Below are 24922 nucleotides of genomic sequence, written 5' to 3'. Positions count from 1 at the left end.
AGGCGGGTGAGCGGCGGCCGCGACGGCCCGCGGTTCCCCCTCCCACCCCCTCTGGCCAGGGCTGATCCCGTCCAGGACGTTCGATTCCCGCACTGACCGGGAAGGCTAGCCGGTCAAGGGGGGATCGATGTGGAATGCAAGGAGTTCTTCCAGACGGTGGCGGAGCGTGCCGGGCTGTCGCGTGAAGAGGCGGCGGACCTCACCCGCGCGACGCTCGGCGCGCTGGGAGAGAGGCTGAGCGCGGGGGAGGCCCGCAATCTCGCGCTCCAGCTCCCCGAGCCGCTGCGGGAATCGCTTCCCGTGAGGGACAAGAGCGAGCAGTTCGGGCTCCACGGTTTCGTCGTGCGGGTGAGCAACCGGACCGGGCTGACCGTGCAGGAGGCCACCGGCGGCGTCCGCGCCGTCCTCACGACGCTGCGCGCGTCGATTCCCGACGAGGTCTTCGACCATGCCATGTCCCAGCTCCCCGGTGACTTCCAGGAGATGGTCGAGCCCACGACCTGACGGGAGAGGGCCGCCCGCGCCGTGCTCACAGCGTCTTGAGCGGCCTCTGCCCGTGGTCACGCGCATGGCGGACCTCCCTGAAGGCCGACTCTCTCCGCCAGGCCCTGCCTTCCGAACCGCGGACGCAGGTGCCTAAAGTCGGTGGTATGACGGTCACCGTCGGTCTTGCCGGTGCGGGGCGCCGGGCCGTCCCGACGCGGTCGACACGATGTACCGGGAGTTCACGGCAGCGGTCGAGCAGGGCACCCGGCCCGAGCTGGACGTGCGTCACGGCCTCCGGCTGCAGCAGGTGATCGAGGCCGCCGAGACCGACCTGATCGTCGGAGAGTCCTGAGCGAGGTCTCCAGGGAAAGCAGGTCATTCATGACCATGGATCCACCGGCGGGCGTGCTCTGCGACGCCTCACCGTTCCCCCCCATCGGGGACTACGGCTTCCTGTCCGACTGCGAGGCCACCGCTCTGGTCGCGCCGAGCGGAAACGTGGAGTGGCTGTGCCTGCCCCGCATGGACTCTCCCAGCGTGTTCGCCGCCATGCTGGACCGGGATGCCGGGGGGTTCCGGATCGGTCCCGCGGACATCAGGGTGCCGGCCGCGCGCCGCTACCTGCCGGGCACCATGGCGCTGGAGACGAGCTGGGGCACGCCGACCGGCTGGATCATCGTCCGTGACCTGCTGCTCATAGGGCCCTGGCATCACGACGACGAGCTGTCCAACACGCACAGGCGGGCGCCGACCGACTACGACGCCAGCCACGTGCTGCTGCGCACGGTGCGCTGCGTCAGCGGGGAGGTGCAGATCACCCTCGACTGCGAGCCGGTGTTCGACTACGGGCGCAGGCCGGCCCACTGGGCCTACACGGACCGGGGCTACCACCAGGGCGCCGCCCGGGGAGACGGGGTGAATCTGGAGCTCAAGCTCACCACCGACATGCGGCTGGGGTTCGAGGGGGCGCGGGCGACCGCGCGCACCCTACTGCGGGAGGGGGACACCCGCTTCTGCGCGCTGTCGTGGACCGTTCACGAGCCGCCCTACACCTTCGCGGAGGCGTACGAACGGCTCGTGTGGACCGCCCACCACTGGCAGCACTGGCTCGCCCGAGGCGACTTCCCCGATCACCCCTGGCGGAGCTTCCTGGAGCGCAGCGCCCTCACCCTCAAGGGCCTGACCTTCGCCCCGACCGGAGCGCTGATCGCGGCGGCGACCACCTCCCTGCCCGAGACGCCGGGCGGGGACCGGAACTGGGACTACCGCTACAGCTGGATCCGCGACTCGACCTTCGCCCTCTGGGGCCTCTACACCCTCGGATTCGACTGGGAGGCCGACGACTTCTTCTGGTTCATCGCCGACGTCGCGGAGAGGGACGAGGAGCTTCAGGTCATGTACGGCGTCGACGGCGAGCGTGACCTGGAGGAGCACATCCTCGACTACCTGGACGGCTATGAGGGGGCCAAGCCCGTCCGGGTCGGCAACGCCGCCTACAAGCACCACCAGCACGACGTCTGGGGGGCGGTTCTCGACTCCTTCTACATCCACACCCGGTCCCGGGACCGCCTGGACGAGCGGATCTGGCCCATCCTGAGGCGCCAGGTCGACGCCGCCATCAAACACTGGCAGGAGCCCGACCGCGGCATATGGGAGGTGCGCGGCGAGCCCAAGCACTTCACCTCGTCGAAGGTCATGTGCTGGGTGGCGGCCGATCGGGGCGCGCGGCTCGCCCGGCTCCGCCAGGACTTCCACCTGGCCGCGCGCTGGCAGGCGGCCGCCGACGAGATCCACGCCGACGTCTGCGCCAACGGGGTCACCGAGCGGGGGATCTTCCGGCAGCACTACGGCACCGACGCCCTCGACGCGTCACTCCTGCTCATCCCGCTGGTGCACTTCCTGCCGCCCACCGACCCCAGGATCCGCGACACCGTTCTGGCCATCGCCGACGAGCTGACCGTCGACGACCTGGTCATGCGCTACCTGCCGAAGGAGACCGACGACGGTCAGGCCGGAGAGGAGGGGACCTTCACGATCTGCTCGTTCTGGCTCGTGTCGGCGCTCACGGAGATCAGGGAGGAGACCCGTGCCCGCAGGCTCTGCGAGAAGGTCCTCTCCTTCGCCAGCCCCCTCGGTCTCTACGCCGAGGAGATCGACCCCGTCACCGGACGCCACCTGGGCAACTTCCCCCAGGCCTTCACCCATCTCGCCCTCATCAACGCGGTCATCCACATCATCCGGGCGGAACGCGGCTCGCTGACCTCGAAGACATGGCGAACGCCCGCGACGGGATCACTGTGACCGTGCACGACGCCCCGCGCAGCAGCGACTGGGAGAGCAGGCCGAGCGGCAGCTCGACCGGGTCGTCCTGCTCCCGGTCGCTGACCACCAGCAGGTCCGCGTGCTCGGCCGCGTTGTGCATCACCGCCGTGTGGGGCCGAGTCTCGACCATGGTCTCCACGTTCACCTGAGGATACTTCTCCTCCCACACCGAGATGGTGCCGTGGAAGCGGGCTGCCAGCGGCCGCGTGTCGTCGAGTTCCTCGGGGCACAGGCAGATCGCCAGCAGCGACGCGTGCCGTAGCTTCGCCTCCTCGAACGCCGTCGCGAGGCCCGACCGCTCCACGTTGGCGCCCTCCACCCCGACCACCACGCGGCCCGCGGCGGGCCGGCCGGACTCCCTGACGACGGCCACCGGGCAGTACGAGTGCGCGGCCGCCTGCATCGCGGTCGAGCCGATCTGCAACTCGTCGAAGCCGCCCGTCCCGCGGGGTCCGACCGCGACCAGCTCCGCGGTGGACGACTCGCCCACCAGGACGACCGCCGGCGACCCCATCACCAGCTTCCCCCGTATCTCCAGACGGGGCGCCAGGCTGCGCGCGAGGCTCACTCCCGCGTCGAGCACGTGCTGGCCCATCCGCCGTACGGCCTCCAGCGTCTCGGGGGAGACGGGCGGCACGGGATAGGGCCATTGCCAGGCATGGCAGACGACCAGGGGAACGAATCGCATCCGGGCCTCGTTGACGCCCCACCGGAGCGCCTGCTTGCTCGATGTCGAACCGTCGTATCCGGCGACCACCGGCCGCCCGTCGTTTGCCTGCATCGCGACCTCTTCCCCCTGCTTTCCCCTTGTTCCCCTCATCTCCATACTTGTCTTGTTCACCGGTGATGGCGAGCGCCACGCCAGGTCAGAGGGCTTCCCTTGGCGCTGGGCATGCGTGCGCGAGTGGCACACGGCATGCGGGTGCGGAGCTGTTGGCCGTCAGCGGCCTCGGCGTGGTCCTCAGAGCCGCTTCAGCAGGCGGCGACGGCGCCAGAACACCAGGGGCAGCGCCCCGGCGACCCCGAGCAGGAACGGCGCCCCGGCGCCGACCGCCCCGGCGGCCTGGAGCGCGGGCTGGGCGAAGGTGTCGGGGATCGGGATCGTGGTGGCGCGGGAGAACGGCCACACGATCACGAAGGCGCGGCCGATCACCTGATCGATCGGGATCGTGCCGCCCCCCGGGTCGCCCTGGTGGGAGCGGGAGTCGTACGACACCGAACGATGGTCGCCCATCACCCAGAGTCGTCCCTCCGGGACCTTGATCTCGAAGTGCCTGCCCGACGGCTTGTCGTCGGGGTAGATGTAGCTCTCCTCCTCCAGCGGCACCCCGTTGACCGTGATGCGGTCCTTGGCGTCGCAGCACTTCACGACGTCGCCCGGCACGCCGATGACCCGCTTGATGTAGTCCTTCTCGCCGGGCACCACGCCGAAGACGGTGCCGGCCCAGTTGAGGAACGCCGAGACCGGGTTGGACGGCTCCGGGAGGTCGACCTCCCCCTTCCAGGAGTCGACGCCGGAGAAGACCACCACGTCGCCGCGCTCGATGTCACGGGTGTGGTAGACGAGCTTGTTGACCAGGACCCGGTCGTTGACGAGGAGCGTGTTCTCCATCGACTCCGACGGGATGTAGAACGCCTGGATGACGAAGCTCTTTATCAGCAGCGCCAGCAGGAGGGAGACCGCGACCAGCAGGGGGAACTCCAACCAGAACGAGCGCTTCTTCTTGCCGCTCTTGGCTGACTGCTCGATGTCTTCGGCGACCACGTGCACCTCGTCCTTGGCGGGGCGGCGTACGCCGTAGCCCGGTCTTCGCTAGTCAACGCTGACGAGCCTAAATCATTCTCGCCGCCGGCACCCCCTGTTGAGATGCTCGAAGAGCGTGAGGATCGCCACCTGGCGCCGCGGGGCGAAGAACGCGCGGATCGGCGGGGGAGACGGCGCGCGGCCCGCGGGACGGTCGTCCGGCGGGCGACCTCACCGGTGACCTGTCGCTAGGCTCCGAGGCATGAACCGTCGGATCGTCGCCATAGTGGTGCTTATCGGACTGATCGGGACGAGTGGTCTCGCAGTGGTCGCGTCCTGGGGGCTGTCGGGCTGAACCCGCGCCGCCGGCGCCGTGGCACGCCGGAGTGAGGCGTCGGCCGCGGCACGGGCCGGATGCCGCGGCGGCTCACTCGACGGCCTGGTTCTCTCAGACGTTCACCATCGTGGCCTGGCCGGGGAGCCGCTCCTGCTGCTGCGGCTGCTGCCTGTGCGCTTCGGGCTCCGCGGGAGTTTCCGCGGCGGGCGGGCAGGTGCAGTATCCGTTGGTCACGATCAGGCGCCCTCGCTGCGGCGTGTACGTGCGGGAGTCGTTGGCGAGGAGAACACCTGTGCAGGTATGGCAGAGAACGGGTTGGGGGTCCATGGGACGGCTTCCTTCCTGAGGGTAGCCGTCGAACACCGCTGGGTCCGGCCGGCTGGCTGCTCCTGCCCTAAAGAGGAGACTTCAATCTCTCTATCGGGCCTTTATCTTACTTGGTAGCATAGAGTATTTATTCAATTACAGATAGTGACAAGTGGGCGTTGGTCCGCAGCACCGAATGTAGTCGCCCCGGGGCTCGCGTGATCTAAAACCGGATAGGAAGTGGGGGAAAACTCCTCTATATCACTGTCGACCTTTTCTACCGGTTGTGGGTTTTCCCACTCTCCCTCTCCGGCTCCGCCGCCTCGCGGTCTCACGGCTCGCTGTGCGCGTGGGCGAGGATGTCCTCGACGGTCTCGGCGGGCGTCTGGTCCGAGGTGTCGAGCCAGAGGCCGATGCGGGGGGTCTGCCCGCGGAGGATCTGGTCGAGCTGTCCGATCGCCCAGGCGTCGTAGGCGTTCTTGCCCCGCGCGGCCTCGCGTTCGGCGACGACCTCGGGGCGCGGGGCCAGCACGACCACGGACAGCGGCCGGGTCTTGATCATGGCCACCATCTCGGTCAGGTGCTCGCCCAGGATCACGTCCTGCGCGACGACGGTGAATCCGGCCCGGGTGTAGCCGTCGCTCACCGTCGCGGTCAGCCGGTGGCGCAGCCGTAGCTGGTCCAAGGCCTCCGAGGAGGGGGTGGGCGTCATGTCCGCCCTGCCGTTGACCACCATGCGCCGGAAGCCGTCGCCGCGCACGTGCACCGACCGCGGCAGCCGTTCCGCCAGCAGCTGTGCGACCGTCGACTTGCCGGACGCCTGAATGCCGGTGATGACATACACCTTCGCGACCTCCTGTGTGGATGGGGCGACCGGCACCCGGTCGCGCGGACGGCGAGCGTGATCGCTCCCGTGCCCCGCCGACCGTACCCCCGCATGCGCCGGCCCCCGCGGATCCGGCCTCGGCGCGGTTCGCCGTGGCGGAGTAAGCCGGCCCCGGCTCTCCTGGGCGGATCCGGACGGGGTCCCTATGCCGTGACCTTCTGCCGCACCACCGGCTGGTCTCCGGCCATCGGCCGCCGCCGCAGCAGCGCGTTGGCGGCCACCGCGATGCAGACCGCGCCGAGCAGGAGGCCCCAGCTCACGTCGCTCAGGTGGTGCATCCCGCGATACATCCGGGAGTAGGCGATCCCCAGCGGGACCGTCAGGCCGACGGCCCACCACAGCACGTTGAGAATCTTGTAGCGGTGGGTGTGGAGGGTCAGCACCAGGGCGACGGCGCAGTAGAACCCGACCGCGGCGCTGGTGTGGCCGGAGGGGAAGCTGGAGGTGGGCGGCGCGGGGTCGAGGTGCTGGACCAGGGGCCGCTTGCGCTGCGCGAAAACGGTCGCCAGCAGGAAGATGGCCGACTGGGAGAACACGGCCAGCAGCAGGAAGATCGACTCGTTCCAGCGCTTGAACGCCAGCCGGAAGACGACGATGAGCACCGCGGTGGCGATGATGATCGTCGGCATGTCCGACAGCTTGGTCATCTTGTCCGTGATGTCGTTCAGGAGCGACGTGCGGCCGTCCGCCAGCTGCTCGTTGACCCCCTGGTCGTTGGCGATCAGGGTGGTCGTCTGCAGGACCTTGGTGATGAGCAGCCCGACGCCGATCGTCAGGACGGCCATGACGGCCAGTGGCAGCAGGATGAGACGGGCCACGCCCTTGAAGTCGACCGACGTTTTAGACATGGCGCCCGAGCTACCCTCATTTTTACCTTCAGAACACCTCAGATTTCTTACTTCAGGACACCTGAGGCTTCTTACTTCAGAACACCTCGGGCTCGACGCCTTCCTTGTGCGGCTCGACCGGCCTGCGCCCCTCGGACCTGCGCCAGCTCTCGAACCCCGCGGCGATCCCCGCGACCACCACGACGCCCAGCGCGATCCCCGCCACCACGTCGCTGAACCAGTGGACGCCGAGGGCGACCCGGCTGTAGGCGACGAAGACCGCCAGGACCGCCGCGACGGCCCAGACGGCGATGCGGGAGGTCCAGCTCCTCAGGTAGGGCAGCAGGAGAAGCACCAGGACGCATGTGCCCGTCGCCGCGCCCATCGCGTGCCCGGAGGGGAACGAGGCGCCCGGCGCCCACGACACCGGGTCGGGCAGGGCGGGCCGGGCCCGATGGACGATCTCCTTGACCGCCAGGTTCAGCAGGCCGCTGACGGTGATCGTGACGACCGCCCAGACCGCCAGGCGCCGCGCTCCCCGGAACCAGAACCAGGCCGCGGCCATCACCACCAGCGCGCGCCACACGTTCGGGCCGAGCACCTCCGTCGCCACGTTGAGGAAGCGCGCGTAGCCGGGATTGGCCAGGGCGTACGCATGAAGCCGATAGGCCACGCTCTCGTCGAAGTCGTTCAGCGGCGCGAAAGAGGACATCACGAAGACCAGCAGCAGGATGAACGGCACCGAGAAAAGCGCGACGGCCGCCGTCGCGACCGTGAGCCGCATGCCCAGCCGGCGGTCCGAATCATGGTGATCTTGACGATCGAGTAGCCTGACCATCGTTTATGGCTACCCCATGGCTGAGGGATATGCCTCACTTCATCGGCGAGCCTCAGGCGGCGTGGCGGCTTTCCCGCCGGGTGGTCCAGCGCAGCACGTCGCAGTGGCGCCGCTCGGCCTCGGCGAGGGCGGACTCGTCGGTGTAGGAGTCGAGCACGGCCCGCAGGTACGGCATCTGCTCGGCGACGTCGGTCCACGCCTGGGTGGGGTCGTCGCAACCGAGCTCGATCAGCGCGTCCAGATGCGCGGCGTAGGCCGTCCACCACTGGCGGCTCAGCTCGGCCAGGAACCCGCCCAGACCGCCGAACTCCCGCTGGATTTCGGACTCCCACCAGGGCGGTACCGTGGTGTTGCCGGTCTCCGCCATATCGCGGAGCACGACATGCACCAGAGTGCGACGCCGACGGACGATGACGGAACGTGACAAGATGCTCATGTCCCTACCTTGTCGCGCCCAGTTTGCGAAACGCTTAACGATCTATTGACGGCAATGTGCGGCCATAGCGCGATAAGCAGGATCGGGAACCGCTTGGCCGGAGTCGTCGCACACCACTAGTCTTTAGGCTGCAGTTCATTCCGCCTTGCGTCCGCGGATCTACCTCAACGCGGAGAAAGCCTCTCATGGCCCAAGGTGTCGAATTCCCCCAGCTCGTCGACCGTATTCCGGGCGTCTTCGCGGACACGCCCGGGGCCGGCGGCGTGGCCCTGATGTCGATCGGCGACCACGACCGGTCGCGCGCGGTCGCCGGTTCCGACGACGACGGCCGGCGGCTGGAACCGGCGCGGGAAATGGCGGTCCGGGAAACTCCGGGCGGGAGAACGCCTCGGCGAGCTCATGGCGACGGTCCTGCGGAACCTCACCCATAAGACCTCTATTCCTGGGCAGTCGTAGTGAGCAAGTCAAGTAACCAGGTCGACGCTGAAAGGCGCCACACATATGACGCACATTGACCCGGAAGCCCTGGTCGCCAGCCTGAGACGGCTCCAGACGACCTCGCCCGCGACAGGCATAGTCCATCAGCTTGAGCGGGCCGTGGATGTCGTGGACACGCTTTTCGGCTATTCGGGTGCGGGTCTGATGTTTGCGGAGGAGGGCAAGGATCTGCGCTACTTGGTCGCCACCGACGACCGGGGCCGCAGCCTTGAGGGGGCCCAGCTCCATCTCGGCCAGGGCCCGTGTGTGTCCGCCTACGAAGAGAACGCCGCGGTGACCTCGTCCGACGTGCATGCGGACCCGCGCTGGCCGAAGCTCGCCGACCGGCTCCACCCCGAGGTGCGGGCGGTCGCCGGAGTGCCGGTACGGCTTGGCGGCGACCCGGTGGGCACCTTGAACGTCTACCAGTCCGAGCCCTACGACTGGGATGAGTCGGATATCCAGGCCCTCTACGCCTATGCCGACGTGATCGAGCAACTGCTCACCGCGGCGATGGCGGCCGAGGAGAAGAGCGCCCTGGCCGATCAGCTCCAGTACGCCCTCGACTATCGGGTGATCATCGAGCGGGCCGTCGGCTACCTGATGGGCAAACACGATCTCACCGCCGCCCAGGCGTTTACCGGGCTGCGCAAGCAGGCCCGGGACAGCCGCCGCCGGGTCGCCGACCTCGCGGCCGAGGTGCTCGGCGAGGGGGCCGGCGAATTACGCTGATCACGGTCATATCGCAGGCAGTCGGCGACGACAGGGCGGAGATCTCCGTATACGGCGATCTCGATGCCGTCACCGGCCCCGAGCTGCGACGTGTCATGGCCGGGCATACCGCCGCGCATCTGGTGCTCGACCTGGCCCACGTGGGTTTCCTCGACTGCGCGGGCGCCAGGACCTTGCTCTGGGCGGACGGGCACGTGTGCGGCCGGGGTGGTGTGATGGTCATCCGAAACCCCTCCGATCTGGTCCTCCGGCTCCTCCGCCTGCTCCGGTTCGACCGGCATCTGCTGATCCGCCGGTCCGGTGACGCGGCCGGGGCGAGCGATCCGCCGGTCCGGTGACGCGGCCGGGGCGAGCCCCGGCCCGCCGGGGGACTAACCTGATCGGTGATGTATCGATTCGTTTTCACGCAGGTCCTCAGCCGCTTCGACCCGGAGGATGCGCACCATCTGACGGTCGGCGCGCTCCGCCTTCTCTCGGTGACGCCCGTGGTCAAGCGGCTCGTCCACCGCCGGCTCGCGCCGCGCGACCCCGCCCTGCGCGTTCAGGCCTTCGGCGTGCACTTCCCCGGCCCGTTCGGGCTGGCGGCGGGCTTCGACAAGGACGCCGGCTGCGTGGAGGCCATGTCCGCGCTCGGCTTCAGCCATGTCGAGGTCGGAACGATCACCGCGCACGCCCAGCCCGGAAACGCCAGGCCCCGGCTGTTCCGCCTGATCAAGGATCGGGCGATCATCAACCGGATGGGCTTCAACAACGCCGGTGCGAGCGCCGCGGCCCGAGCGCTGGGCAGGCCCCGAGGCGTCCCGGCGGTCGTCGGCGTCAACATCGGCAAGACCAAGGTCGTGCCCGAGGCGGAGGCCGTCCACGACTACGTGGCCAGTGCCAAGGAGCTGGCTCCGCTGGCCGACTACCTGGTCGTCAACGTGAGCTCGCCGAACACGCCCGGCCTGCGCAACCTCCAGGCCGTCGAGCTGCTGCGCCCGTTGCTCCAGGCGGTCAAGGAGGTCGCCGACAGCACCCCCAGGCGCACCCCGCTGCTGGTCAAGATCGCTCCCGACCTGGCCGACGGCGACGTGGACGCGGTCGCCGACCTGGCCCTCGAACTCGGGCTCGACGGCATCATCGCGACCAACACCACGATCAGCCGCGAGGGCGTCTCCAGCACCGAGACCGGCGGACTGTCCGGTCGCCCGCTGAAGGCCCGCTCGCTGGAGGTGCTGCGCAGGCTCCGTGCCCGGGTGGGCGACCGCCTGGTGCTCGTCTCCGTCGGCGGCGTCGAGAACGTGGACGACGTCTGGGAGCGGCTGCTCGCCGGGGCCACCCTGGTCCAGGGCTACAGCGCGCTGATCTACGAGGGCCCCCTCTGGGCGCACCGCATCCATCGCGGGCTCTCCCGGCGCCTGCGCCGTCACGGTGTCAGGGACCTGCGCGAAATCATCGGCCGCACCGCGACCTGAGTAATACCCTAGGAGGGTAACTCTGGACATTGGAGGCGCGATGAGCGTGACCACATATACCGTCACCGGTATGACCTGCGGCCACTGTGTGAGCTCGGTCAAGGAAGAGGTCGGCGAGGTCCCCGGCGTCACCGGGGTCGACGTCGACCTGCAGAGCGGCCGGGTGGACGTCTCGGGCGACTCCCTCGACGACGCCGCCGTCCGCGCCGCCATCGCGGAAGCCGGCTACGAGGTGGCCGCCTGACCGCACGACCCCGCGCCGTACGCTCACCGCGCTGCACGGCCCCGCGCCGTGCGGCCCCGCGCCGTGCGGCCCCGCGCCGTACGGCCCCGCGCCGCACGGCCCCGCGCCGCACGGCCCCGCGCCGCACGACCCCGCGCCGCACGGGCCCGTGAACCCGGGCGGCTGCTCCCCGCAGGCCCGTCAACCCCTGGTGGGCCTGCGGGGCTCACATGCTCGGCCGGGTGGAGTCGGCGAGGTGGGTCATCTCCTCCAGGCGCCTCATGACCTCGTCCACCTTGACGACCCCCGGACGGTGGCGGCGGTGGCCGGTGCCGCCGAGCTGCCAGGGGTGCGGGCCGGCCGGCGGGCGATACTCGACCCCCAGAGCGTCCAGGCGGCCCAGGTGCCCTTCGAGCCGCTCCCCGAACCCGGAGCCGGCCGAGCCGGACCAGGCGACCTCGGCCAGCGCGCAGCCTCGCGGCCAGGCCCGGTAGTCCACCGCCCGGCCGTCCGGCAGGCGCTCGCTCCACAGCTGGAACTGCGCCCCGAGCACGTGCTCCCGCTGCTCGGCCGTCCACGACTCCGGCGCGGGGACGAAGGCCGCGACGTCCGACACGGTGATCGCGTCGCCGATGGCGAGCGGCTCCTCCGCCGAGGAGGTCTCGGCGTAGTCGAAGTACAGCGGGAAGACCGGCGTCTGCACCACGTCGTGCCCGGCCTCGGCGGCGCGCCGGGCCACCCCCGGCCCGCGCCACGGCATCACGATCGTGTCGGGCCGCAGCATGCCGCTGACGAACGCCTCGTCCCAGACGACCGCCCGGCTGCCCCGCTCAGCCAGCAGGTCCGCCAGCCTGCGCAGGAACCAGGCGTGCAGGTCGCTCAGGCTCTCCAGGCCGAGCTCCTCCCGGAACGCGACGATCTCCGCCGAGGCGGCCCAGTCGTCGAGCACACACTCGTCCCCGCCGAGGTGCACGTAGGGAGTCTCGCCCAGCGCGCCGAGGATCTCGTCGATCACCGAGATCAGGAAGTCGATCGTCGGGGGGAGCGGGGACAGGATCGCGGGGGAGATGCCCCACCGGTCCAGCACGGGGAAGGGTTCGGGCTCCCGGCCGCCGGTGGCCCGCGCGTCAAGCGAGGGGTAGGCCGCGAGGATCGCCGAGGCGTGTCCCGGCACGTCGATCTCGGGCACGACGGTCACGGCCCTGGCCCGGGCGTAGGCGGCGATCTCCGCGAGGTCGTCCAGCGTGTAGTAGCCGCCGTGCGGCACCTCGTCGTAGGCCGGGGCGTCCCTGTGGTGGCTGGTGATCGTGCGCGGCCGGTGCGAGGCCACCTCGTGCAGCCTGGGGGCGACCCGGCTCTCGACCCGCCATCCCTGGTCGTCCACCAGGTGGAGGTGGAGCCGGTTCAGCTTGTGCGCCGCCATGAGATCGACCATCCGCAGCACCTCGCGCTTGGGCATGAAGTGCCGCGCCACGTCCAGGTGGACGCCGCGCCAGGAGAATCGGGGCGCGTCCTCCACCCGGCCGCACGGAACGGTCCAGCCCGCCTGGGCGACCGTCCGGAACGCCGCGTGGGGGAGCAGCTGCCGCAGCGTCTGGCCCGCGTAGAAGGCCCCCGCGCGGGCTCCGGCCGTGATCCGCACGCCGGTGGCCGTCACCTCCAGCGTGTAGGCCTCCGCGTCCAGCGACGCGTCCCGCTCCACCACGACCGCTCCGGCCTCCGCGGCCCGCGGATCCAGCACGGCGAGCGCGAGCCGTACCCCGTCCACCAGCTCGGCGGGACCGGAGACGGGGGTGCCGGGAGGGAGCGGGAAGGAGCCGTCCGCAGCCACAAAGACGGCGGGACGTGGCAGGAGGTCAGTCATGCCTCAAATAATGCCAAATTGGACTAGACCACGCATTAATTGAGGTATTTCTGCAGTCCGTCGGCGAGGGAGAGCGCCAGCTTCTGGCGGAACGCCGGGTTCTGGAACTTGGCCGCGTCGCCCGGGTTCCTCATGTTGCCGGACTCGACGAAGATCTTGGGAACCGTGGAGAGGTTCAGGCCGCCGAGGTCGTCGCGGAAGCTCAGGGCCTTGCTGCCGATGTAGGTGGAGTACGGCAGGCCGGCGACCGACTTGATGGAGTCGCGGACGTCGAGGCCGAGCCTCCTGGACGAGTCCACCACCGGGTCCACCGGGCCGTTGATCTTCTTCGGAATGATCACATGGAAGCCGTGCCCGGAGGCGGGCGCCCCGTCGGCGTGGACCGAGATCGCCGCGTCCGCCTTGGCCTTGTTGCCGATCGCCGCCCGCTCGGTGATGCACGGGCCCACACTGGAGTTGTCGGACCGGGTCAGCTTCACCGTCGCGCCGCGCTCCTTGAGGATCTTGGCCAGGCGCTGGGAGACGTCCCAGGTGAAGGCGGCCTCGCTGTAACCGTTGTCGGTGGCGGTGCCGGTGGTGTCGCAGGCCTTCCACTGGGTCAGGACGTTGACCTTCTTGTTGATCTTCGAGGGGTATTTGTAGTTGAGCCCGTTGTGACCCGGGTCGATGACCACGACCTTGCCGCTCAGCGGCCGGGCCGGGGCACTCTTGCCCGCCGGGGGAGTGGCCGTGGCGGGCGGCGCCGCCTTGGTGGCCTGGGCCACGGTGTGGGAAACGGGGCTGTCGTTCCGTGCCGAGCCCGCGGTGGCGCCGCCGACGGTGCCGCCGCAGGCGGCGGCGCTCAGGCCGCACACGACAAGGGCCGCCGCGAATGCTTTGCTGGTCACGTTCATCCCCCTCGAAGGAAATCCGTCAACCACCCAACCTACGCGGCCCGGCGTCGTGACTCGGCCGTAGTCACCAGACGTGTTCCCCTGTCTCCTGCTTCTGCAGGAGTGAGGCGAGTTCCCTGGCGTCCTCGGCGTCCAGGCCCAGGACCACTCGCGGACGTCCCCATGGATGGTCGATCGAATGGGCCACGTAGCTCGCCACGGACTCGGCGCCGGCATCCCCGTTCCGGCCCCGGGTGGCGCGCCAGTGCGCCCACGCCCTCTCCAGCTCGGCAGCCGCGCGCTGGGCGCAGGACACCAGTTCCGGATCACGCATTGTTACCCCCTCTCGTCACATCTGAGTCAACACCAGGGCTCCGCCGCCATTTCGATGCTTGACCTGTTTTTGACGAGTCCTAGGGGCCGCCTGGGCGTGGTGTAACGCTCCAGGCGGCCCCCTACCCCTGGGCGGGGCCGGTGCTGCGCCGTACGACGAGCTCGGGGGTGACCTGGCGCAGGCGCGAGGTCTTCCCCGGGTCGCCGATCCGGTCGCTGAGCAGCGTCGCGGCCGAGCGGCCCATCGCCCTGCGGGGCTGGTCGACGGTGGTCAGCGAGATCGGCTGCGCCGCCGAGAGATGGGTGTTGTCGTACCCGATCACCGAGAGGTCCTCGGGCACCCGCAGGCCCAGCTCGGCCGCCGCGGCGAGCACGCCGATGGCGACCGCGTCGTTGGCGGCGAAGATCGCGGTGGGCCGGGGGTCGCGGGTCAGCAGGCTCCGCGCGGCCAGCATGCCGCCCTCTTCGGTGCAGTCGCCCTGCTCGACCATGATGTACGGCGCCAGCGCGTGCCTGCGCATCGCGACCAGGTAGCCCTCGCAGCGGAACCGTCCGGATGAGGAACGGGTGCCCTCGATGTGGGCGATCCGGCGGTGACCGAGCTCCACGAGGTGGTCGATGGCCAGGCGGGCGCCGAGCTGGTCGTCGTCCACGACGATGTCCACGCCGCCGAGGTCGATGTCGCGTTCGCCCACCACGACCGTCGGCGTGTAGCCGGTGGCCTCGATGAGCGTCTCGCTGGTGGGCGCGATGCCGAGCAGCACGAGCCCGTCCACCCGCAGTTCCAGGAACGCCTCGACCGCCTCGTCCTCGAACGCCGGATCCCACTGGCTGTTGCCGATGAGCAGCCGGAGCCCGTCGCCGTGCAGGCTCTCCTGCAGGCCGTCGAGGAACTCGGCGTAGAACGGGTTGTGCAGGTCGGCGACGAGCGCCCCGACCAGGTGGGTGCGGCCTTCGACCAGGCTGCGCGCGACCGCGTTGGGCCGGTAGCCGAGTTCTCTGGCCGCCTGTAGCACGGCTTGCCTGCGGTGCTCGCTGACGTGCGGCGAGCCGCGCAGAACAAGCGAGACCAGTGATTTGGAGACACCGGCCCGCTCGGCCACGTTGCGGATCGTGGGCCGTGGGCGTGGTCCGAAGCCGTCCGGCGAGACGGGCTCGGCGAACCCACGGGCTCGGGTGACGGTGGTGTTGACCGACGGTCCTGACATGGCTCTCCCCCGGGATGGTGGATGGGCACCTGTCACTCAAAACGATCGAGTTCCGAATGGGGTACGGCTTCCGCCCAAGGGAACTCCGATCTTGACGCCGCCGCCGCCGTAGATGGACTCCGATAGTCTGCGGACTGTGGGTTCGACATCCGGAGCCGCCAAGCAGGACAAACCTGCGGCGGAGGGCGCGCGACCGGCGCGGCGCAGACTCAGCGTGGACCGGCGTCGCGAGGAGCTCATGGCGGCGGCTCTGGAGCTGTTCAGCACGCGTGACGCCGAAGACGTCTCCATCGACGACGTGGCCTCGGCGGCGGGCGCGTCACGGGCCCTGGTCTACCACTACTTCGGCGGCAAGCAGGAGCTCTACGTCGCCGCGCTGAAGAGCGCCGCGGCCCAGCTGGAGGCGCGGTTGCGGCCCCCCGAGGGCGGCCGCCCGCTCGACGACCTCGCCGGAGGGCTGAGGCGCTACTTCGACTTCGTCGAGGAGCACGCGGCCGGCTTCGCCGCGCTGCTCAAGGGCGGCCCCGCCAATCGCAGCGGCGAGATCGGTGAGATCGTCGACAGCGTCCGGCACCGCCTGTTCCGTCTCATCATGAAACAGATGCGGGTCGACGAGCCGGGGCCCGCGCTCCGGATCACGCTGCGTTCGTGGATCGCCTCCGTCGAGACCGCCGGTCTCGACTGGCTGGAGCACCGGGACATCGAGCGCCCGGCGCTTGAACGCATGCTGGTCGATCAGATGGTGGCGCTGCTCGGGGTGGCCGCGGCTCACGATCCGCAGGTCGAGCAGCTCCTTGAGGGCCTGGTCCGCGAACACGCACCGTAGCCGGCCGGGTCGCGGAAGATCGGCGAGGGCCGTACGGGACGATGCCGGGGCGGCGCCGGGCGGGCGACGCCGCTCCCCACAAACAACCCGTGTGGCCTACGCGCTCACGCGGTGGGCGCACACGTGGTTCCCCCCAGGTCCGTGACGGCCCCCGTCTTACTCGGTGCGCTGCTGCGGAATCCCCGCGAGCAGCGCGCGAACCTCGGTCTCCCGGTAGCGGCGGTGCCCACCCAGGGTGCGGATGGACGTCAACTTGCCGGCCTTCGCCCACCGTGTAACGGTCTTGGGATCGACGCGGAACATGGTTGCGACCTCCGCCGGGGTGAGCAGCGGCTCTGCCTCGGGTGTACGAGCTGACATTTGTGCGGCCTCTCCTCCATGTGGACCGGCGACAGCGATCCTGCGACTTGACGCTTGTCACGGATGTCCCCCTATGGCCCCTTGCGTGCGGCTGTTCGGGCCATATGCGGCATCACCCGATGTGACCATACAGCCACGTAGAGCGATTGGCGAGCCTTTGAGTGGCTCATCTCTCTTGTGTACCTGTTGTTGTCACGCTCGGTGATTCTAGCGACACGTTTCGTGGTATCGCAGTGAAAACGGCAAACTACTCAGTTCGTAGACGTGTCGCCGGTCATCGACCGAACTACTTATGCAGGTCAGAGGGATGATTTGCGACTCAGTTTGCTGATTCGAGAAGTTGTATTGATCGCCAACGGAGAATCACCCGCTGGTACATGGCGAAGGCCAACTCTTCCTCGCCGGTTTCCAGACCGGTGAGAGCGGCCGCGAGCTCCGCCGCGGACTGGTCGGCCTGGAGTTTCTCGGCGTCCATGAGATGGACGATGCCGCCGTAGTCGAGCTCAACCAGCGAGTGCGGGTGGAACTCCTCCAGCCAGCGTGCCACCTCCTCGACCTCGGCGGTCACCGCCACCTCGCCGACCTGCCTGCGGATGATCTGCAGGGCGCGGGCGCTGCGGCGCCGGGCGTGGGCCATGGAGGTGACGTAGATGAGGTTACGGGTGGTGGTCGTGCCCCCGGGCCCCCGCTGCCCGTCGAGGACCAGCCAGCGCTCGTTGCCGTCGAAGGGCACGAACCAGGACGTGGGAACGTGCCAGGTCGAGGTCCGGATGTGGGTGCGCAGGGCGGCCGAGTCGCTGCGGCGCTTGAACCTGTCGAAGTCGTCGGCCGTCTGCTCCGCGACGGAGACCGGCACGAACCGCTCCATCAACCTCACCGGCGTCGCCCCGCGGAAGCGCGAGAAGGCCAGCCACGACCGCAGCCTGCTCTGCCAGGGGCAGACGTAGAGCACGTCCTCCACGCGTCTGAGATAGGCGTTGGGGCTCTCCTGGGCGGGCGCGGGGGTGGGCGGAACCCCCAGGAGGCGGAGGACCGCCTCGCCGTGCTCGGCGTGGAGCGCGCTCGCGCGGCGGGGCCGGTCGGTCGCCTCGGCGTAGGCGGCCCACGAGACGCGTTCCGACGGGGTGAACGCGGCCAGTGGTTCATAGACACGGAGGTACGCGGCATAGGGCAGCACGACCGCATCGTGTCACGAAGGACCTGCTGTTGTCCGGTATCGACCCTGTGTGGGCCGTGGCGTCGCTTGTCGCGTCCCGAGTACCGAGGTGGCGTCACCTGTCGCGTCTCGGTCAGTGAGACCGAGCCGTTCCCCCCGTCGTTCCACCCCGAGTTCTGGTTACGCTGAGAGTGATCTCCGCCGCGACGGAGCGGCGGACCTGAACGACCGGGAGTCACCACCGTGACCGACGTCTTCGGGCTGTCCCACAAGGACACCAGCCCCGCAAGCGGCCAAGCCAAGCACGAGCAGGTCATCTTCTGCTCCGACGAGCGCAGCGGCCTCCACGCGATCATCGCGATCTACAACACCGCCCTCGGCCCGAGCCTCGGGGGCACCAGGTTCTACCCCTACGAGAACGAGCAGGCCGCACTGGCCGACGTGCTCAACCTCTCGCGGGCGATGGCCTACAAGAACGCCCTGGCCGGACTCGACCTCGGCGGCGGCAAGGCCGTCATCATCGGCGATCCGGCGACCGGCAAGAGCGAGGCGCTGCTGCGCGCCTACGGCCGGTTCGTGCAGTCCCTGGGGGGCCGCTACTTCACGGCGTGCGACGTGGGCACCTACAGCGAGGACATGGACATCGTGGCCCGCGAGAGCTCCTACGTGACCGGCCGCACGGTGGCCAACGGCGGAGCCGGCGACTCCTCGATCCTGACCGCCTACGGCGTGTTCCAGGGCATGCGGGCCGCGGCCGAGCACACCTACGGCGCGCCGTCGCTGCGCGGCCGGCGGGTCGGCGTCGAGGGGGTGGGCAAGGTGGGTCACCGCCTGATCGACCACCTCGTCGAGGACGGCGCCGAGGTGGTGCTCTGCGACGTCAGCGAGCAGGCGGTCGAGCGGGTCCGGCGGCGCCACCCCCAGGTCGAGGTCGTCGCCGACCGGCTGGAGCTCACCGGGGCCGACATCGACGTCTACGCGCCCTGCGCGCTCGGCGGGGCGCTGGACGACGACACGGTCGCCCGGCTGCGCGCCACGATCGTCTGCGGCGGGGCCAACAACCAGCTGGCCCACCCGGGAGTGGAGAAGGAGCTCGCCGACCGCGGCATCCTCTACGCGCCCGACTACGTGGTCAACTCCGGCGGAGTCATCCAGGTCGCGGACGAGATCCACGGTTTCAACATGGACAGAGCCCGAGCAAAGGCGACCCAGATCTACGACACGACTCTCAAGATTTTTGCCGCGGCGGCAGAGGATGGCGTTCCCCCGGCGGTCGCAGCCGATAGGCTAGCCGAACGCAGAATGTCGGAAGTCGGGCGAATTAGGGGCATTTGGCTAGGCCACTAGTCCCTCACGCCCATACGGCGTACCGAGCCGGGCGTAAAACAGGTACGGTTGTAGTCGAACGAGAGCTGACGCCTCAAGTCAGGTGGCGTCAGTGCGTGGTGCGTTAGCGACGAGGGGTCGGGCACGACCCCACACGAGGGGGTCGAGCCAATGGGGCGCGGCCGAGCAAAGGCCAAGCAGGTCAAGGTTGCTCGCCAGCTGAAGTACAACAGCGGTGGCACTGATCTTGAGCGTCTTCGCGACGAGCTCGGAGTCAGAGACGACTCCAACCACAATGACGACGCCGACGACTCCTACGATGAACTGGCGGATCGGTATGCCGATTACGCCGATGACTTCGGCTCCGGAGACGACCGGGACGAAGGGTCGCCCGGTCGCCGCTAGGCGAGCTTCAGGTTGTGTGAGCAGGCACCCGGTGGTCGAAGACCACCGGGTGTTTTCTCCTTGCGCGTCAGCCCGTGACAGCGCCCCGGTGATCCGGGGCGCTGTTCGGCATGTCCGCCCCTGACAACGGTTTCCACAGGTACGGCGGTGCACCGGTGTTTCCGCGCGCGGGGTGCGCCGGCGGGGAGCCGTCGTCTCCGTCCCCGATCCGGCGGCCTTCGCGGGTACGGCGGGGCGCCGGTGTTTCCGCGTGCGCCGAGGCCGATGGACGGCCGTGCCGTACCAGGTGGTCCCCAGCTGCGGTGTGGGGCGCCGGCCGGTGACGGCCGGCGCCCTTCTGGCATCGGGTCGCCGGGCTAGCGGTAATGTGCCCGGCCGGTGCCGGGGACGACCTCGCCGAGCACCCAGGCCGGGAGGCCCCGCTCCTTGAGCAGGGCCAGGGCCGGGTCGACGGCGTCGGCGGGGACGATCGCCGCCATGCCCACACCCAGGTTGAAGGTGCGGTCCATGTCGGCCTGGGCGACCTTGCCGTGCCCTGCGAGCACCTCGAAGACGGCGGGCGGGGTCCACGACGAACGGTCCAGCAGCGCGTCCAGCTCCGGCGGCAGGGAGCGGGACAGGTTGCCCTCCAGACCGCCGCCGGTGATGTGCGCGTACGCGTGGACGTCGATCGAGCGGGCCAGCTCCAGGCAGTCCAGGGAGTAGATCCTGGTCGGCTCCAGCAGCTCCTCGCCCAGGGTCCGGCCGAGCTCGGCGAGCTCGGCCTCCAGGGAGAGCCCGGCGAGCTTGATGATGTGCCGGACCAGCGAGTAGCCGTTGGAGTGCACGCCGGAGGAGGCCAGCGCCAGCACCACGTCGCCCTCGCGCACCCGGTCCCGGCCGAGCATCCTGTCGGCCTCCACCACGCCGGTGGCGGCGCCCGCGAGGTCGTACTCGCCGGCGCCCATGGCCCCGGGGTGCTCGGCCGTCTCGCCGCCGATCAGGGCGCAGCCCGCCAGGCGGCAGCCCTCGGCGACGCCGCCCACGATCTCGGCGATCCGCTCGGGGACGACCTTTCCGCAGGCGATGTAGTCGGTCATGAACAGCGGCTCGGCGCCGCAGACCACCAGGTCGTCCACGACCATGCCGACCAGGTCGATGCCGATCGTGTCGTGCTTGTCCAGGATCTGCGCCAGCATGACCTTGGTGCCCACGCCGTCGGTCGAGGTGGTCAGCAGCGGACGGCGGTAGCTCAGCAGGGCCGAGGCGTCGAAGAGACCGGCGAAGCCGCTGGCGTCGTCCACCACCTCGGGCCGTCGTGACCGCGCGACCTTCGACTTCATCAGCTCGACGGCGCGCTCGCCCGCGTCGATGTCCACACCGGCAGCGGCGTAGCTGGTCATGCGTCCCCCTCCCTCGGTCGCACGACCGAGGTGCTGTGCTTGTCGGCCCGCCCGAGCGCGGCCTCCCTGGCCGGCCCCGTGGTCTCCGTGCCGCGGCGGCTCAAAGCTTGGCCTCCAGGACGTACTTGCCCACGTTGTCGCGGTCGATGGCGATCGGGTAAACGCCGTCGAAGCAGGCGCGGCAGAGCCGCTCGGCGGGGATCGTGGTGGCCTGGGTCAGGCCCTCCAGCGAGATGTAGCCGAGGGAGTCGGCCCCGAGAGAGGCGCGGATCTCCTCCACGCTCAGCGAACCGGCGATCAGCTCGGCCCGGGTGGCGAAGTCGATGCCGTAGAAGCACGGCCAGGAGACCGGGGGGGAGGAGATCCGGACGTGGACCTCCCGCGCACCGGCCTCGCGCAGCATCTTGACGATCGCCCGCTGGGTGTTGCCGCGCACGATCGAGTCGTCCACGACGACCAAACGCTTGCCCGCGACGACTTCCTTCAGCGGGTTGAGCTTGAGCCGGATGCCGAGCTGGCGGATCGTCTGCGACGGCTGGATGAAGGTCCGGCCGACGTAGGAGTTCTTGACCAGGCCCTGGCCGTACGGGATCCCGCTCTCCTCGGCGTAGCCGACGGCGGCGGGGGTGCCCGACTCGGGCGTCGGGATGACCAGGTCGGCGTCGACCGGGTGCTCGCGGGCCAGCACGCGGCCGACTTCGACGCGGGTGGTCTGCACGCCGCGCCCGGCGATCGTGGTGTCGGGGCGGGCCAGGTAGACGTATTCGAACAGGCAGCCCTTGGGCTCAGCCAGCGCGAACCTGCGGGACCGCACGCCGCGCTCGTCGATGGTGATCAGCTCACCGGGCTCGATCTCGCGGACGAAGATGGCGCCCACGATGTCCAGGGCGGCGGTCTCGGACGCGACGACCCAGCCGCGCTCCAGCCGGCCCAGCACCAGCGGGCGGATGCCCTGCGGGTCACGGGCCGCGTACAGCGTCGTCTCGTCCATGAACACGAGCGAGTACGCGCCCTTGACCTGGGGCAGGAGCTCGGCGGCCGCGTCGTCGATGGGCTGGCTGCGGTCCTGGGCCAGCAGCGACGTCAGCACCTCGGTGTCGGTGGTCGCCCTCGTCGAACCCGGAGCGAGACGCCGGGCCAGCTCCGGGGTGTTGATCAGATTCCCGTTGTGGGCGAGCGCGAGCCCACCCTCCTCGGTCGAGCTCAGCGTCGGCTGGGCGTTCTCCCAGACGCTCGACCCGGTGGTCGAGTAGCGGCAGTGACCGATGGCCAGGTGGCCGCGGAGGGTCCCGAGCACCGACTCGTCGAAGACCTGGGACACCAGGCCCATGTCCTTGTAGACGAGGATCCGGCTGCCCTCGCTGACTGCGATGCCCGCGGATTCCTGCCCGCGGTGCTGCAGCGCGTACAGCCCGTAGTAGGTGAGTTTGGAGACTTCTTCCCCAGGGGCCCAGACGCCGAAGACGCCACATGCGTCCTTCGGGGGTCGGTCCTGGGGGTCAAGGTCATGGCTCAGATGGCCGTCGCCCTTCAGCACATGCTTCAGTCTAGGTCGGACTCTTCGTTGCTCGCACCCCGGGGGCAGGTCTGCCCGATGTCCCACTTTGACGGAACAATCGTCGGGGTTTTGCCGTGTCGGTCTGTTTCATCGCAAACAGGCAGGGGAGTGTGAGGTATCCGGCATGCCTACGCGTCGGGAGAACAGACGTGACAACACCTGAGGATCCCAACCAGCCTGACCCGCGGCGCGAGTCGCGGGACCGGCGATCCGAGCGGGAGGGGGCGGGCCCGGAGCAGTCCTCTGGCGTCTCCGAAGAGGCGGCCGTTCCGGGCGAACCGGACGACTCCGACTCCACGGTTTTCCGCCCGGAGGACCCTTCCACGTGGTCGGCGCCCGATCCCGCCGACCCTCTGCGCTCGTCGTCCGAGCCCGTCCCTCCGACCGGCCGGTCCGGTCAGTCCCCCGAACCCCCTTCCGAGCCTTCCGTGCGGCCGTCCGAGCCCGAAGAGCCCGCGCCGGGGTCGCCCGAGCCTGTCGGCCCCGGTGAGACTCCGGGATGGCCGCCGACCTCCACGCCTGAGGAGCCGTCGCTGCCGGAGCATCCGGATGTGCCCACCGCGCCGGAGGTCCCCAGGCCGGTCCAGGCGGATCCGGGCACCACCGACGTTTTCGAGTCGCCGGCCACTCCGGCCGCCGGGACCACGCCCTCCTACCCGATCCCGGGTGGCACACCTGCCTACCCGGGCTGGGAGAGCGCCTCGGAGTCACCGGCCTCGGGCGGCCGGGACGACAGGGACGGCACGGACGTGCCGCCCAGCGCCGCCCAGCCCTCGCGCTACGATCCGCCGACGTCCCCCGAGGGCTTCCCCGCGGCCTCGCACCGGCAGCCCGAGCAGGCCGGGCAACCCGAGCAGGCCGGGCAGCCTGAGGAGCCTGAGCAGGCCAGGTCATCCGAGCAGGGCAGGCCATCCGAGCAGGCCGGGCCACCTGAGCAGCCTGGGCAGGCTGGGCCGTCCGGACAGTTCGGGCAGCCCGAGCCGTCCGAGCAGCCCGAGCTATCCGAGCAGGCCGGGCCAGCCGGGCCATCCGGGCAGCCCGCCGGTGGCTTCCCCGCGGACTCGCCGAGACCGGGCGCCCCGTACGGCGGCCCCGCGGCCCCGTACGGCGGCCCGGCGACTCCGCCCGGAGGTCCCTCGGGTCCGTACGGCGAGGCCACCCCAGAGGCCCGCCGCGGGCCGGGCGACGAGGCTCCGACGGAGAACATCTCCGGTATGGGTCCCTACGGAACCGCGCCCTCCACCGGCGCCCAGGCGGGCCGGCCGGATGATCCGTCGCGGCAGCCGCCGTACGCCCCACCGGCCGGCGGTCCGTCCTACCCGTCCGAGGGCCCGCCGCAGGGCGGCCTGTCCTACCCGTCGGGCCAGCCGTACCAGGCGGCGCCGCCGGGAGGCGCCTATCCGGGAGGTCCCGGCTATCCGGGCGGCCCGCCGTACCCGGCCTATCCGGGTGACGACCGGTCGCGCCAGCAGGGCGGGGGACTCGGCACCGCCGCGCTCGTGCTCGGCATCGTGAGCCTCTTCCTGCTCGTCGTGTGCGGTCTGGGGGCGCTGACGGCCATCGTCGGCCTGATCATCGGCATCGCCGCGGTCGTCAAGAACTCCAACCGCGGCCGCGCCTGGGTGGGCATCGCCCTGAGCGTCCTGACACTGATCATCGCCGTGGTGGTGCTCAGCTGGTTCTACAGCAAGGTCGGCGACTGCCTGAACCTGCCGCCCGAGTTCCAGCAGCGCTGCATCCAGGAGAAGTTCGGCGGCCAGTTCACGCCGTGACCGTGTGGAACGCCCCTGGGGCGGCACCCGGTTCCGGGACCGCGCCCGGGATCGCACCCGGCTCCGGGAGCGCACCGAGGGTCGCACCCGGCTGAAGTCATACCCGGCCCCGGAGCCACACCTGGCCTCGGAGTCACATTCGGCCCCGGAGCCACACCTGGCTCCGGGGCCGGCCCGTGGCACCGACGGGCGGTCCCGTGGACGGATCGCCGGACACCGGGCCCGGATCGCCGGACACCGGGCCCGGCGTTTACCGAACCGGCAGGTAATCCGACAGGTCGGCCCGGGCCCCGCTCGCGGAGACCTTTCCGGCCGCCACCGCCTCGGCCCACGCCAGCCGTCCCGTGGCCAGCTCCAGCCAGGTCCGCGCGTCGGTCTCCACCACGTTGGGCGGGGTGCCCCGGGTGTGCCGGGGCCCCTCCACGCACTGCACCGCCGCGTACGGGGGGACGCGCACCTCGACGGTCCGCCCGGGAGCCGCGGTCGCCAGCCGGTCCAGCAGGTGCCGTACGGCGAAGCGCGCGATCTCCCGCTCCGGCTTGATCTGCCGTCCGTAGGCCCGCAGCACCACCGGCACGCACGCCGCCAGCAGCGCCGGAAGGTCGCCGGGCCCGTCGTAGGACGGTTCGTCGAGTGCGATCAGCTGGGCGTCCAGCGCGGCGCGGACCTTGGCGGGGTCGGGTCTGTGAGGTGGCACGGACCCATCATGCCCGGTCGGCATGCCAATCGATTACGACAAATGGTTCATCATGGGGGCAAACGCCGTTCACCTTGGGTTCTACCGGTGCCTGT

General features: G+C 70.2%; 27 protein-coding genes. 11 read left to right on the top strand and 16 right to left on the bottom strand.

Features of this window, described 5'->3' with window-relative positions; all coding sequences use genetic code 11:
- Positions 1-129 precede the first annotated feature (129 nt).
- From BM085_RS36640 to BM085_RS36635, 3 genes are all read left to right on the top strand, one after another.
- The gene (locus tag BM085_RS36640; protein WP_093891364.1) at positions 130-504 is read left to right on the top strand and encodes a DUF2267 domain-containing protein; all 375 of its coding nucleotides are present in this window, start codon (positions 130-132) and stop codon (positions 502-504) included.
- Between the two features lie 208 nt (positions 505-712).
- Positions 713-838, top strand: coding sequence for a hypothetical protein (locus BM085_RS47075; RefSeq protein WP_281249902.1), 126 nt, complete (start codon positions 713-715; stop codon positions 836-838).
- 29 nt (positions 839-867) lie between these two features.
- Positions 868-2787, top strand: a complete 1920-nt coding sequence (locus BM085_RS36635; RefSeq protein WP_093891363.1) for a glycoside hydrolase family 15 protein — start codon at positions 868-870, stop codon at positions 2785-2787.
- Here the strand turns inward: BM085_RS36635 and BM085_RS36630 are convergent.
- The 7 genes from BM085_RS36630 to BM085_RS36600 all read right to left on the bottom strand — a co-directional run bounded on the left by BM085_RS36630 (position 2720) and on the right by BM085_RS36600 (position 8182).
- Positions 2720-3589, bottom strand: a complete 870-nt coding sequence (locus tag BM085_RS36630; RefSeq protein WP_177245456.1) for a universal stress protein — start codon at positions 3587-3589, stop codon at positions 2720-2722. The genes BM085_RS36635 and BM085_RS36630 overlap by 68 nt on opposite strands.
- A 180-nt stretch (positions 3590-3769) precedes the next feature.
- A complete protein-coding gene (lepB, locus tag BM085_RS36625; protein WP_093891361.1) occupies positions 3770-4579 on the bottom strand; it encodes a signal peptidase I in 810 nt (269 codons plus the stop codon).
- 421 nt (positions 4580-5000) lie between these two features.
- On the bottom strand, positions 5001-5216 hold the full coding sequence (locus BM085_RS36620) for a hypothetical protein (RefSeq protein WP_093891360.1): 216 nt from the start codon (positions 5214-5216) through the stop codon (positions 5001-5003).
- Between the two features lie 310 nt (positions 5217-5526).
- Positions 5527-6039, bottom strand: a complete 513-nt coding sequence (locus BM085_RS36615) for an AAA family ATPase (protein WP_093891374.1) — start codon at positions 6037-6039, stop codon at positions 5527-5529.
- 185 nt (positions 6040-6224) lie between these two features.
- Entirely contained in the window at positions 6225-6929 is a 705-nt protein-coding gene (locus BM085_RS36610; RefSeq protein WP_093891359.1) for a phosphatase PAP2 family protein, read from the bottom strand.
- A gap of 76 nt (positions 6930-7005) precedes the next feature.
- A complete protein-coding gene (locus BM085_RS36605) occupies positions 7006-7746 on the bottom strand; it encodes a phosphatase PAP2 family protein (protein ID WP_245789914.1) in 741 nt (246 codons plus the stop codon).
- Positions 7747-7798: 52 nt separating this feature from the next.
- A complete protein-coding gene (locus tag BM085_RS36600) occupies positions 7799-8182 on the bottom strand; it encodes a hypothetical protein (protein WP_143121222.1) in 384 nt (127 codons plus the stop codon).
- A 501-nt stretch (positions 8183-8683) separates the two neighbouring features.
- On the opposite strand from BM085_RS36600, the gene BM085_RS36595 reads away from it, so the two are divergent.
- From BM085_RS36595 to BM085_RS36580, 4 genes are read left to right on the top strand one after another with little or no spacing between them, the layout of a single operon-like run.
- Positions 8684-9391, top strand: coding sequence for a GAF and ANTAR domain-containing protein (locus BM085_RS36595; protein ID WP_093891356.1), 708 nt, complete (start codon positions 8684-8686; stop codon positions 9389-9391).
- A complete protein-coding gene (locus tag BM085_RS36590) occupies positions 9382-9729 on the top strand; it encodes an STAS domain-containing protein (RefSeq protein WP_093891355.1) in 348 nt (115 codons plus the stop codon). The genes BM085_RS36595 and BM085_RS36590 overlap by 10 nt, the downstream gene beginning before the upstream one ends.
- 48 nt (positions 9730-9777) lie before the next feature.
- Positions 9778-10845, top strand: coding sequence for a quinone-dependent dihydroorotate dehydrogenase (locus tag BM085_RS36585; protein WP_093891354.1), 1068 nt, complete (start codon positions 9778-9780; stop codon positions 10843-10845).
- Between the two features lie 40 nt (positions 10846-10885).
- Entirely contained in the window at positions 10886-11089 is a 204-nt protein-coding gene (locus BM085_RS36580; RefSeq protein ID WP_093891353.1) for a heavy-metal-associated domain-containing protein, read from the top strand.
- A 205-nt stretch (positions 11090-11294) separates the two neighbouring features.
- On the opposite strand, the gene BM085_RS36575 is transcribed toward BM085_RS36580, so the two are convergent.
- The 4 genes from BM085_RS36575 to BM085_RS36560 form a co-directional block, all read right to left on the bottom strand.
- Positions 11295-12932 (bottom strand): beta-N-acetylhexosaminidase, encoded by a 1638-nt coding sequence (locus tag BM085_RS36575; protein ID WP_093891352.1) that lies wholly within the window; start codon positions 12930-12932, stop codon positions 11295-11297.
- A gap of 35 nt (positions 12933-12967) precedes the next feature.
- Complete coding sequence (locus tag BM085_RS36570) at positions 12968-13825, bottom strand: N-acetylmuramoyl-L-alanine amidase (RefSeq protein WP_245789912.1); 858 nt, start codon at positions 13823-13825, stop codon at positions 12968-12970.
- A gap of 64 nt (positions 13826-13889) precedes the next feature.
- Positions 13890-14138: a hypothetical protein gene (locus tag BM085_RS36565; RefSeq protein WP_012895358.1), complete on the bottom strand. Its 249-nt coding sequence runs from the start codon at positions 14136-14138 to the stop codon at positions 13890-13892.
- A gap of 121 nt (positions 14139-14259) precedes the next feature.
- The gene (locus BM085_RS36560) at positions 14260-15345 is read right to left on the bottom strand and encodes a LacI family DNA-binding transcriptional regulator (RefSeq protein ID WP_093891351.1); all 1086 of its coding nucleotides are present in this window, start codon (positions 15343-15345) and stop codon (positions 14260-14262) included.
- Positions 15346-15481: 136 nt separating this feature from the next.
- Here BM085_RS36560 and BM085_RS36555 point away from each other — a divergent pair, with 136 nt between their 5' ends.
- Positions 15482-16171, top strand: a complete 690-nt coding sequence (locus tag BM085_RS36555; RefSeq protein WP_093891350.1) for a TetR/AcrR family transcriptional regulator — start codon at positions 15482-15484, stop codon at positions 16169-16171.
- A 156-nt stretch (positions 16172-16327) separates the two neighbouring features.
- Here BM085_RS36555 and bldC read toward each other — a convergent pair whose 3' ends face one another.
- On the bottom strand, positions 16328-16531 hold the full coding sequence (gene bldC, locus BM085_RS36550) for a developmental transcriptional regulator BldC (RefSeq protein WP_012895355.1): 204 nt from the start codon (positions 16529-16531) through the stop codon (positions 16328-16330).
- Between the two features lie 319 nt (positions 16532-16850).
- The gene (locus BM085_RS36545) at positions 16851-17708 is read right to left on the bottom strand and encodes a DUF8083 family protein (RefSeq protein ID WP_093891349.1); all 858 of its coding nucleotides are present in this window, start codon (positions 17706-17708) and stop codon (positions 16851-16853) included.
- A 222-nt stretch (positions 17709-17930) separates the two neighbouring features.
- Between BM085_RS36545 and BM085_RS36540 the strand changes: the two genes are divergently transcribed.
- Both BM085_RS36540 and BM085_RS36535 read left to right on the top strand, forming a co-directional pair.
- Complete coding sequence (locus BM085_RS36540) at positions 17931-19034, top strand: Leu/Phe/Val dehydrogenase (protein ID WP_177245455.1); 1104 nt, start codon at positions 17931-17933, stop codon at positions 19032-19034.
- A 150-nt stretch (positions 19035-19184) separates the two neighbouring features.
- The gene (locus BM085_RS36535) at positions 19185-19418 is read left to right on the top strand and encodes a DUF3073 domain-containing protein (RefSeq protein ID WP_031157741.1); all 234 of its coding nucleotides are present in this window, start codon (positions 19185-19187) and stop codon (positions 19416-19418) included.
- A 356-nt stretch (positions 19419-19774) separates the two neighbouring features.
- Here BM085_RS36535 and purM read toward each other — a convergent pair whose 3' ends face one another.
- Positions 19775-20800: a phosphoribosylformylglycinamidine cyclo-ligase gene (gene purM, locus BM085_RS36530; protein WP_093891348.1), complete on the bottom strand. Its 1026-nt coding sequence runs from the start codon at positions 20798-20800 to the stop codon at positions 19775-19777.
- 100 nt (positions 20801-20900) lie between these two features.
- Positions 20901-22337 carry an amidophosphoribosyltransferase gene (gene purF / locus BM085_RS36525; protein ID WP_093891347.1) on the bottom strand — a complete coding sequence of 479 codons (1437 nt, stop codon included), beginning with the start codon at positions 22335-22337 and terminating at the stop codon, positions 20901-20903.
- 572 nt (positions 22338-22909) lie between these two features.
- On the opposite strand from purF, the gene BM085_RS36520 reads away from it, so the two are divergent.
- A complete protein-coding gene (locus tag BM085_RS36520; protein WP_093891346.1) occupies positions 22910-24130 on the top strand; it encodes a DUF4190 domain-containing protein in 1221 nt (406 codons plus the stop codon).
- A 250-nt stretch (positions 24131-24380) separates the two neighbouring features.
- Here BM085_RS36520 and BM085_RS36515 read toward each other — a convergent pair whose 3' ends face one another.
- Positions 24381-24827, bottom strand: a complete 447-nt coding sequence (locus BM085_RS36515; RefSeq protein ID WP_245789911.1) for a sterol carrier family protein — start codon at positions 24825-24827, stop codon at positions 24381-24383.
- Positions 24828-24922 lie beyond the last annotated feature (95 nt).

Source organism: Streptosporangium canum (genome assembly GCF_900113865.1).
In the GTDB taxonomy this organism is placed as follows: domain Bacteria; phylum Actinomycetota; class Actinomycetes; order Streptosporangiales; family Streptosporangiaceae; genus Streptosporangium; species Streptosporangium canum.
The sequence above is the reverse complement of the archived record's forward strand: the minus strand, read 5'-3'. Positions and strand labels throughout refer to the sequence as shown.

Excerpts from the sequence above, each read along its gene's own strand:
- BM085_RS36620 (WP_093891360.1), bottom strand. The coding sequence starts at position 5,216 with ATGGACCCCCAACCCGTTCTCTGCCATACCTGCACAGGTGTTCTCCTC.
- BM085_RS36580 (WP_093891353.1), top strand. The coding sequence starts at position 10,886 with ATGAGCGTGACCACATATACCGTCACCGGTATGACCTGCGGCCACTGT.
- purM (WP_093891348.1), bottom strand. The coding sequence starts at position 20,800 with ATGACCAGCTACGCCGCTGCCGGTGTGGACATCGACGCGGGCGAGCGC.
- BM085_RS36570 (WP_245789912.1), bottom strand. The coding sequence starts at position 13,825 with ATGAACGTGACCAGCAAAGCATTCGCGGCGGCCCTTGTCGTGTGCGGC.
- bldC (WP_012895355.1), bottom strand. The coding sequence starts at position 16,531 with ATGTCAGCTCGTACACCCGAGGCAGAGCCGCTGCTCACCCCGGCGGAG.
- BM085_RS36630 (WP_177245456.1), bottom strand. The coding sequence starts at position 3,589 with ATGCAGGCAAACGACGGGCGGCCGGTGGTCGCCGGATACGACGGTTCG.
- BM085_RS36535 (WP_031157741.1), top strand. The coding sequence starts at position 19,185 with ATGGGGCGCGGCCGAGCAAAGGCCAAGCAGGTCAAGGTTGCTCGCCAG.
- BM085_RS36575 (WP_093891352.1), bottom strand. The coding sequence starts at position 12,932 with ATGACTGACCTCCTGCCACGTCCCGCCGTCTTTGTGGCTGCGGACGGC.
- BM085_RS36600 (WP_143121222.1), bottom strand. The coding sequence starts at position 8,182 with ATGAGCATCTTGTCACGTTCCGTCATCGTCCGTCGGCGTCGCACTCTG.
- BM085_RS36565 (WP_012895358.1), bottom strand. The coding sequence starts at position 14,138 with ATGCGTGATCCGGAACTGGTGTCCTGCGCCCAGCGCGCGGCTGCCGAG.
- BM085_RS36605 (WP_245789914.1), bottom strand. The coding sequence starts at position 7,746 with ATGGTCAGGCTACTCGATCGTCAAGATCACCATGATTCGGACCGCCGG.
- BM085_RS47075 (WP_281249902.1), top strand. The coding sequence starts at position 713 with ATGTACCGGGAGTTCACGGCAGCGGTCGAGCAGGGCACCCGGCCCGAG.
- BM085_RS36595 (WP_093891356.1), top strand. The coding sequence starts at position 8,684 with ATGACGCACATTGACCCGGAAGCCCTGGTCGCCAGCCTGAGACGGCTC.
- BM085_RS36585 (WP_093891354.1), top strand. The coding sequence starts at position 9,778 with ATGTATCGATTCGTTTTCACGCAGGTCCTCAGCCGCTTCGACCCGGAG.
- BM085_RS36635 (WP_093891363.1), top strand. The coding sequence starts at position 868 with ATGACCATGGATCCACCGGCGGGCGTGCTCTGCGACGCCTCACCGTTC.
- BM085_RS36560 (WP_093891351.1), bottom strand. The coding sequence starts at position 15,345 with ATGTCAGGACCGTCGGTCAACACCACCGTCACCCGAGCCCGTGGGTTC.
- BM085_RS36610 (WP_093891359.1), bottom strand. The coding sequence starts at position 6,929 with ATGTCTAAAACGTCGGTCGACTTCAAGGGCGTGGCCCGTCTCATCCTG.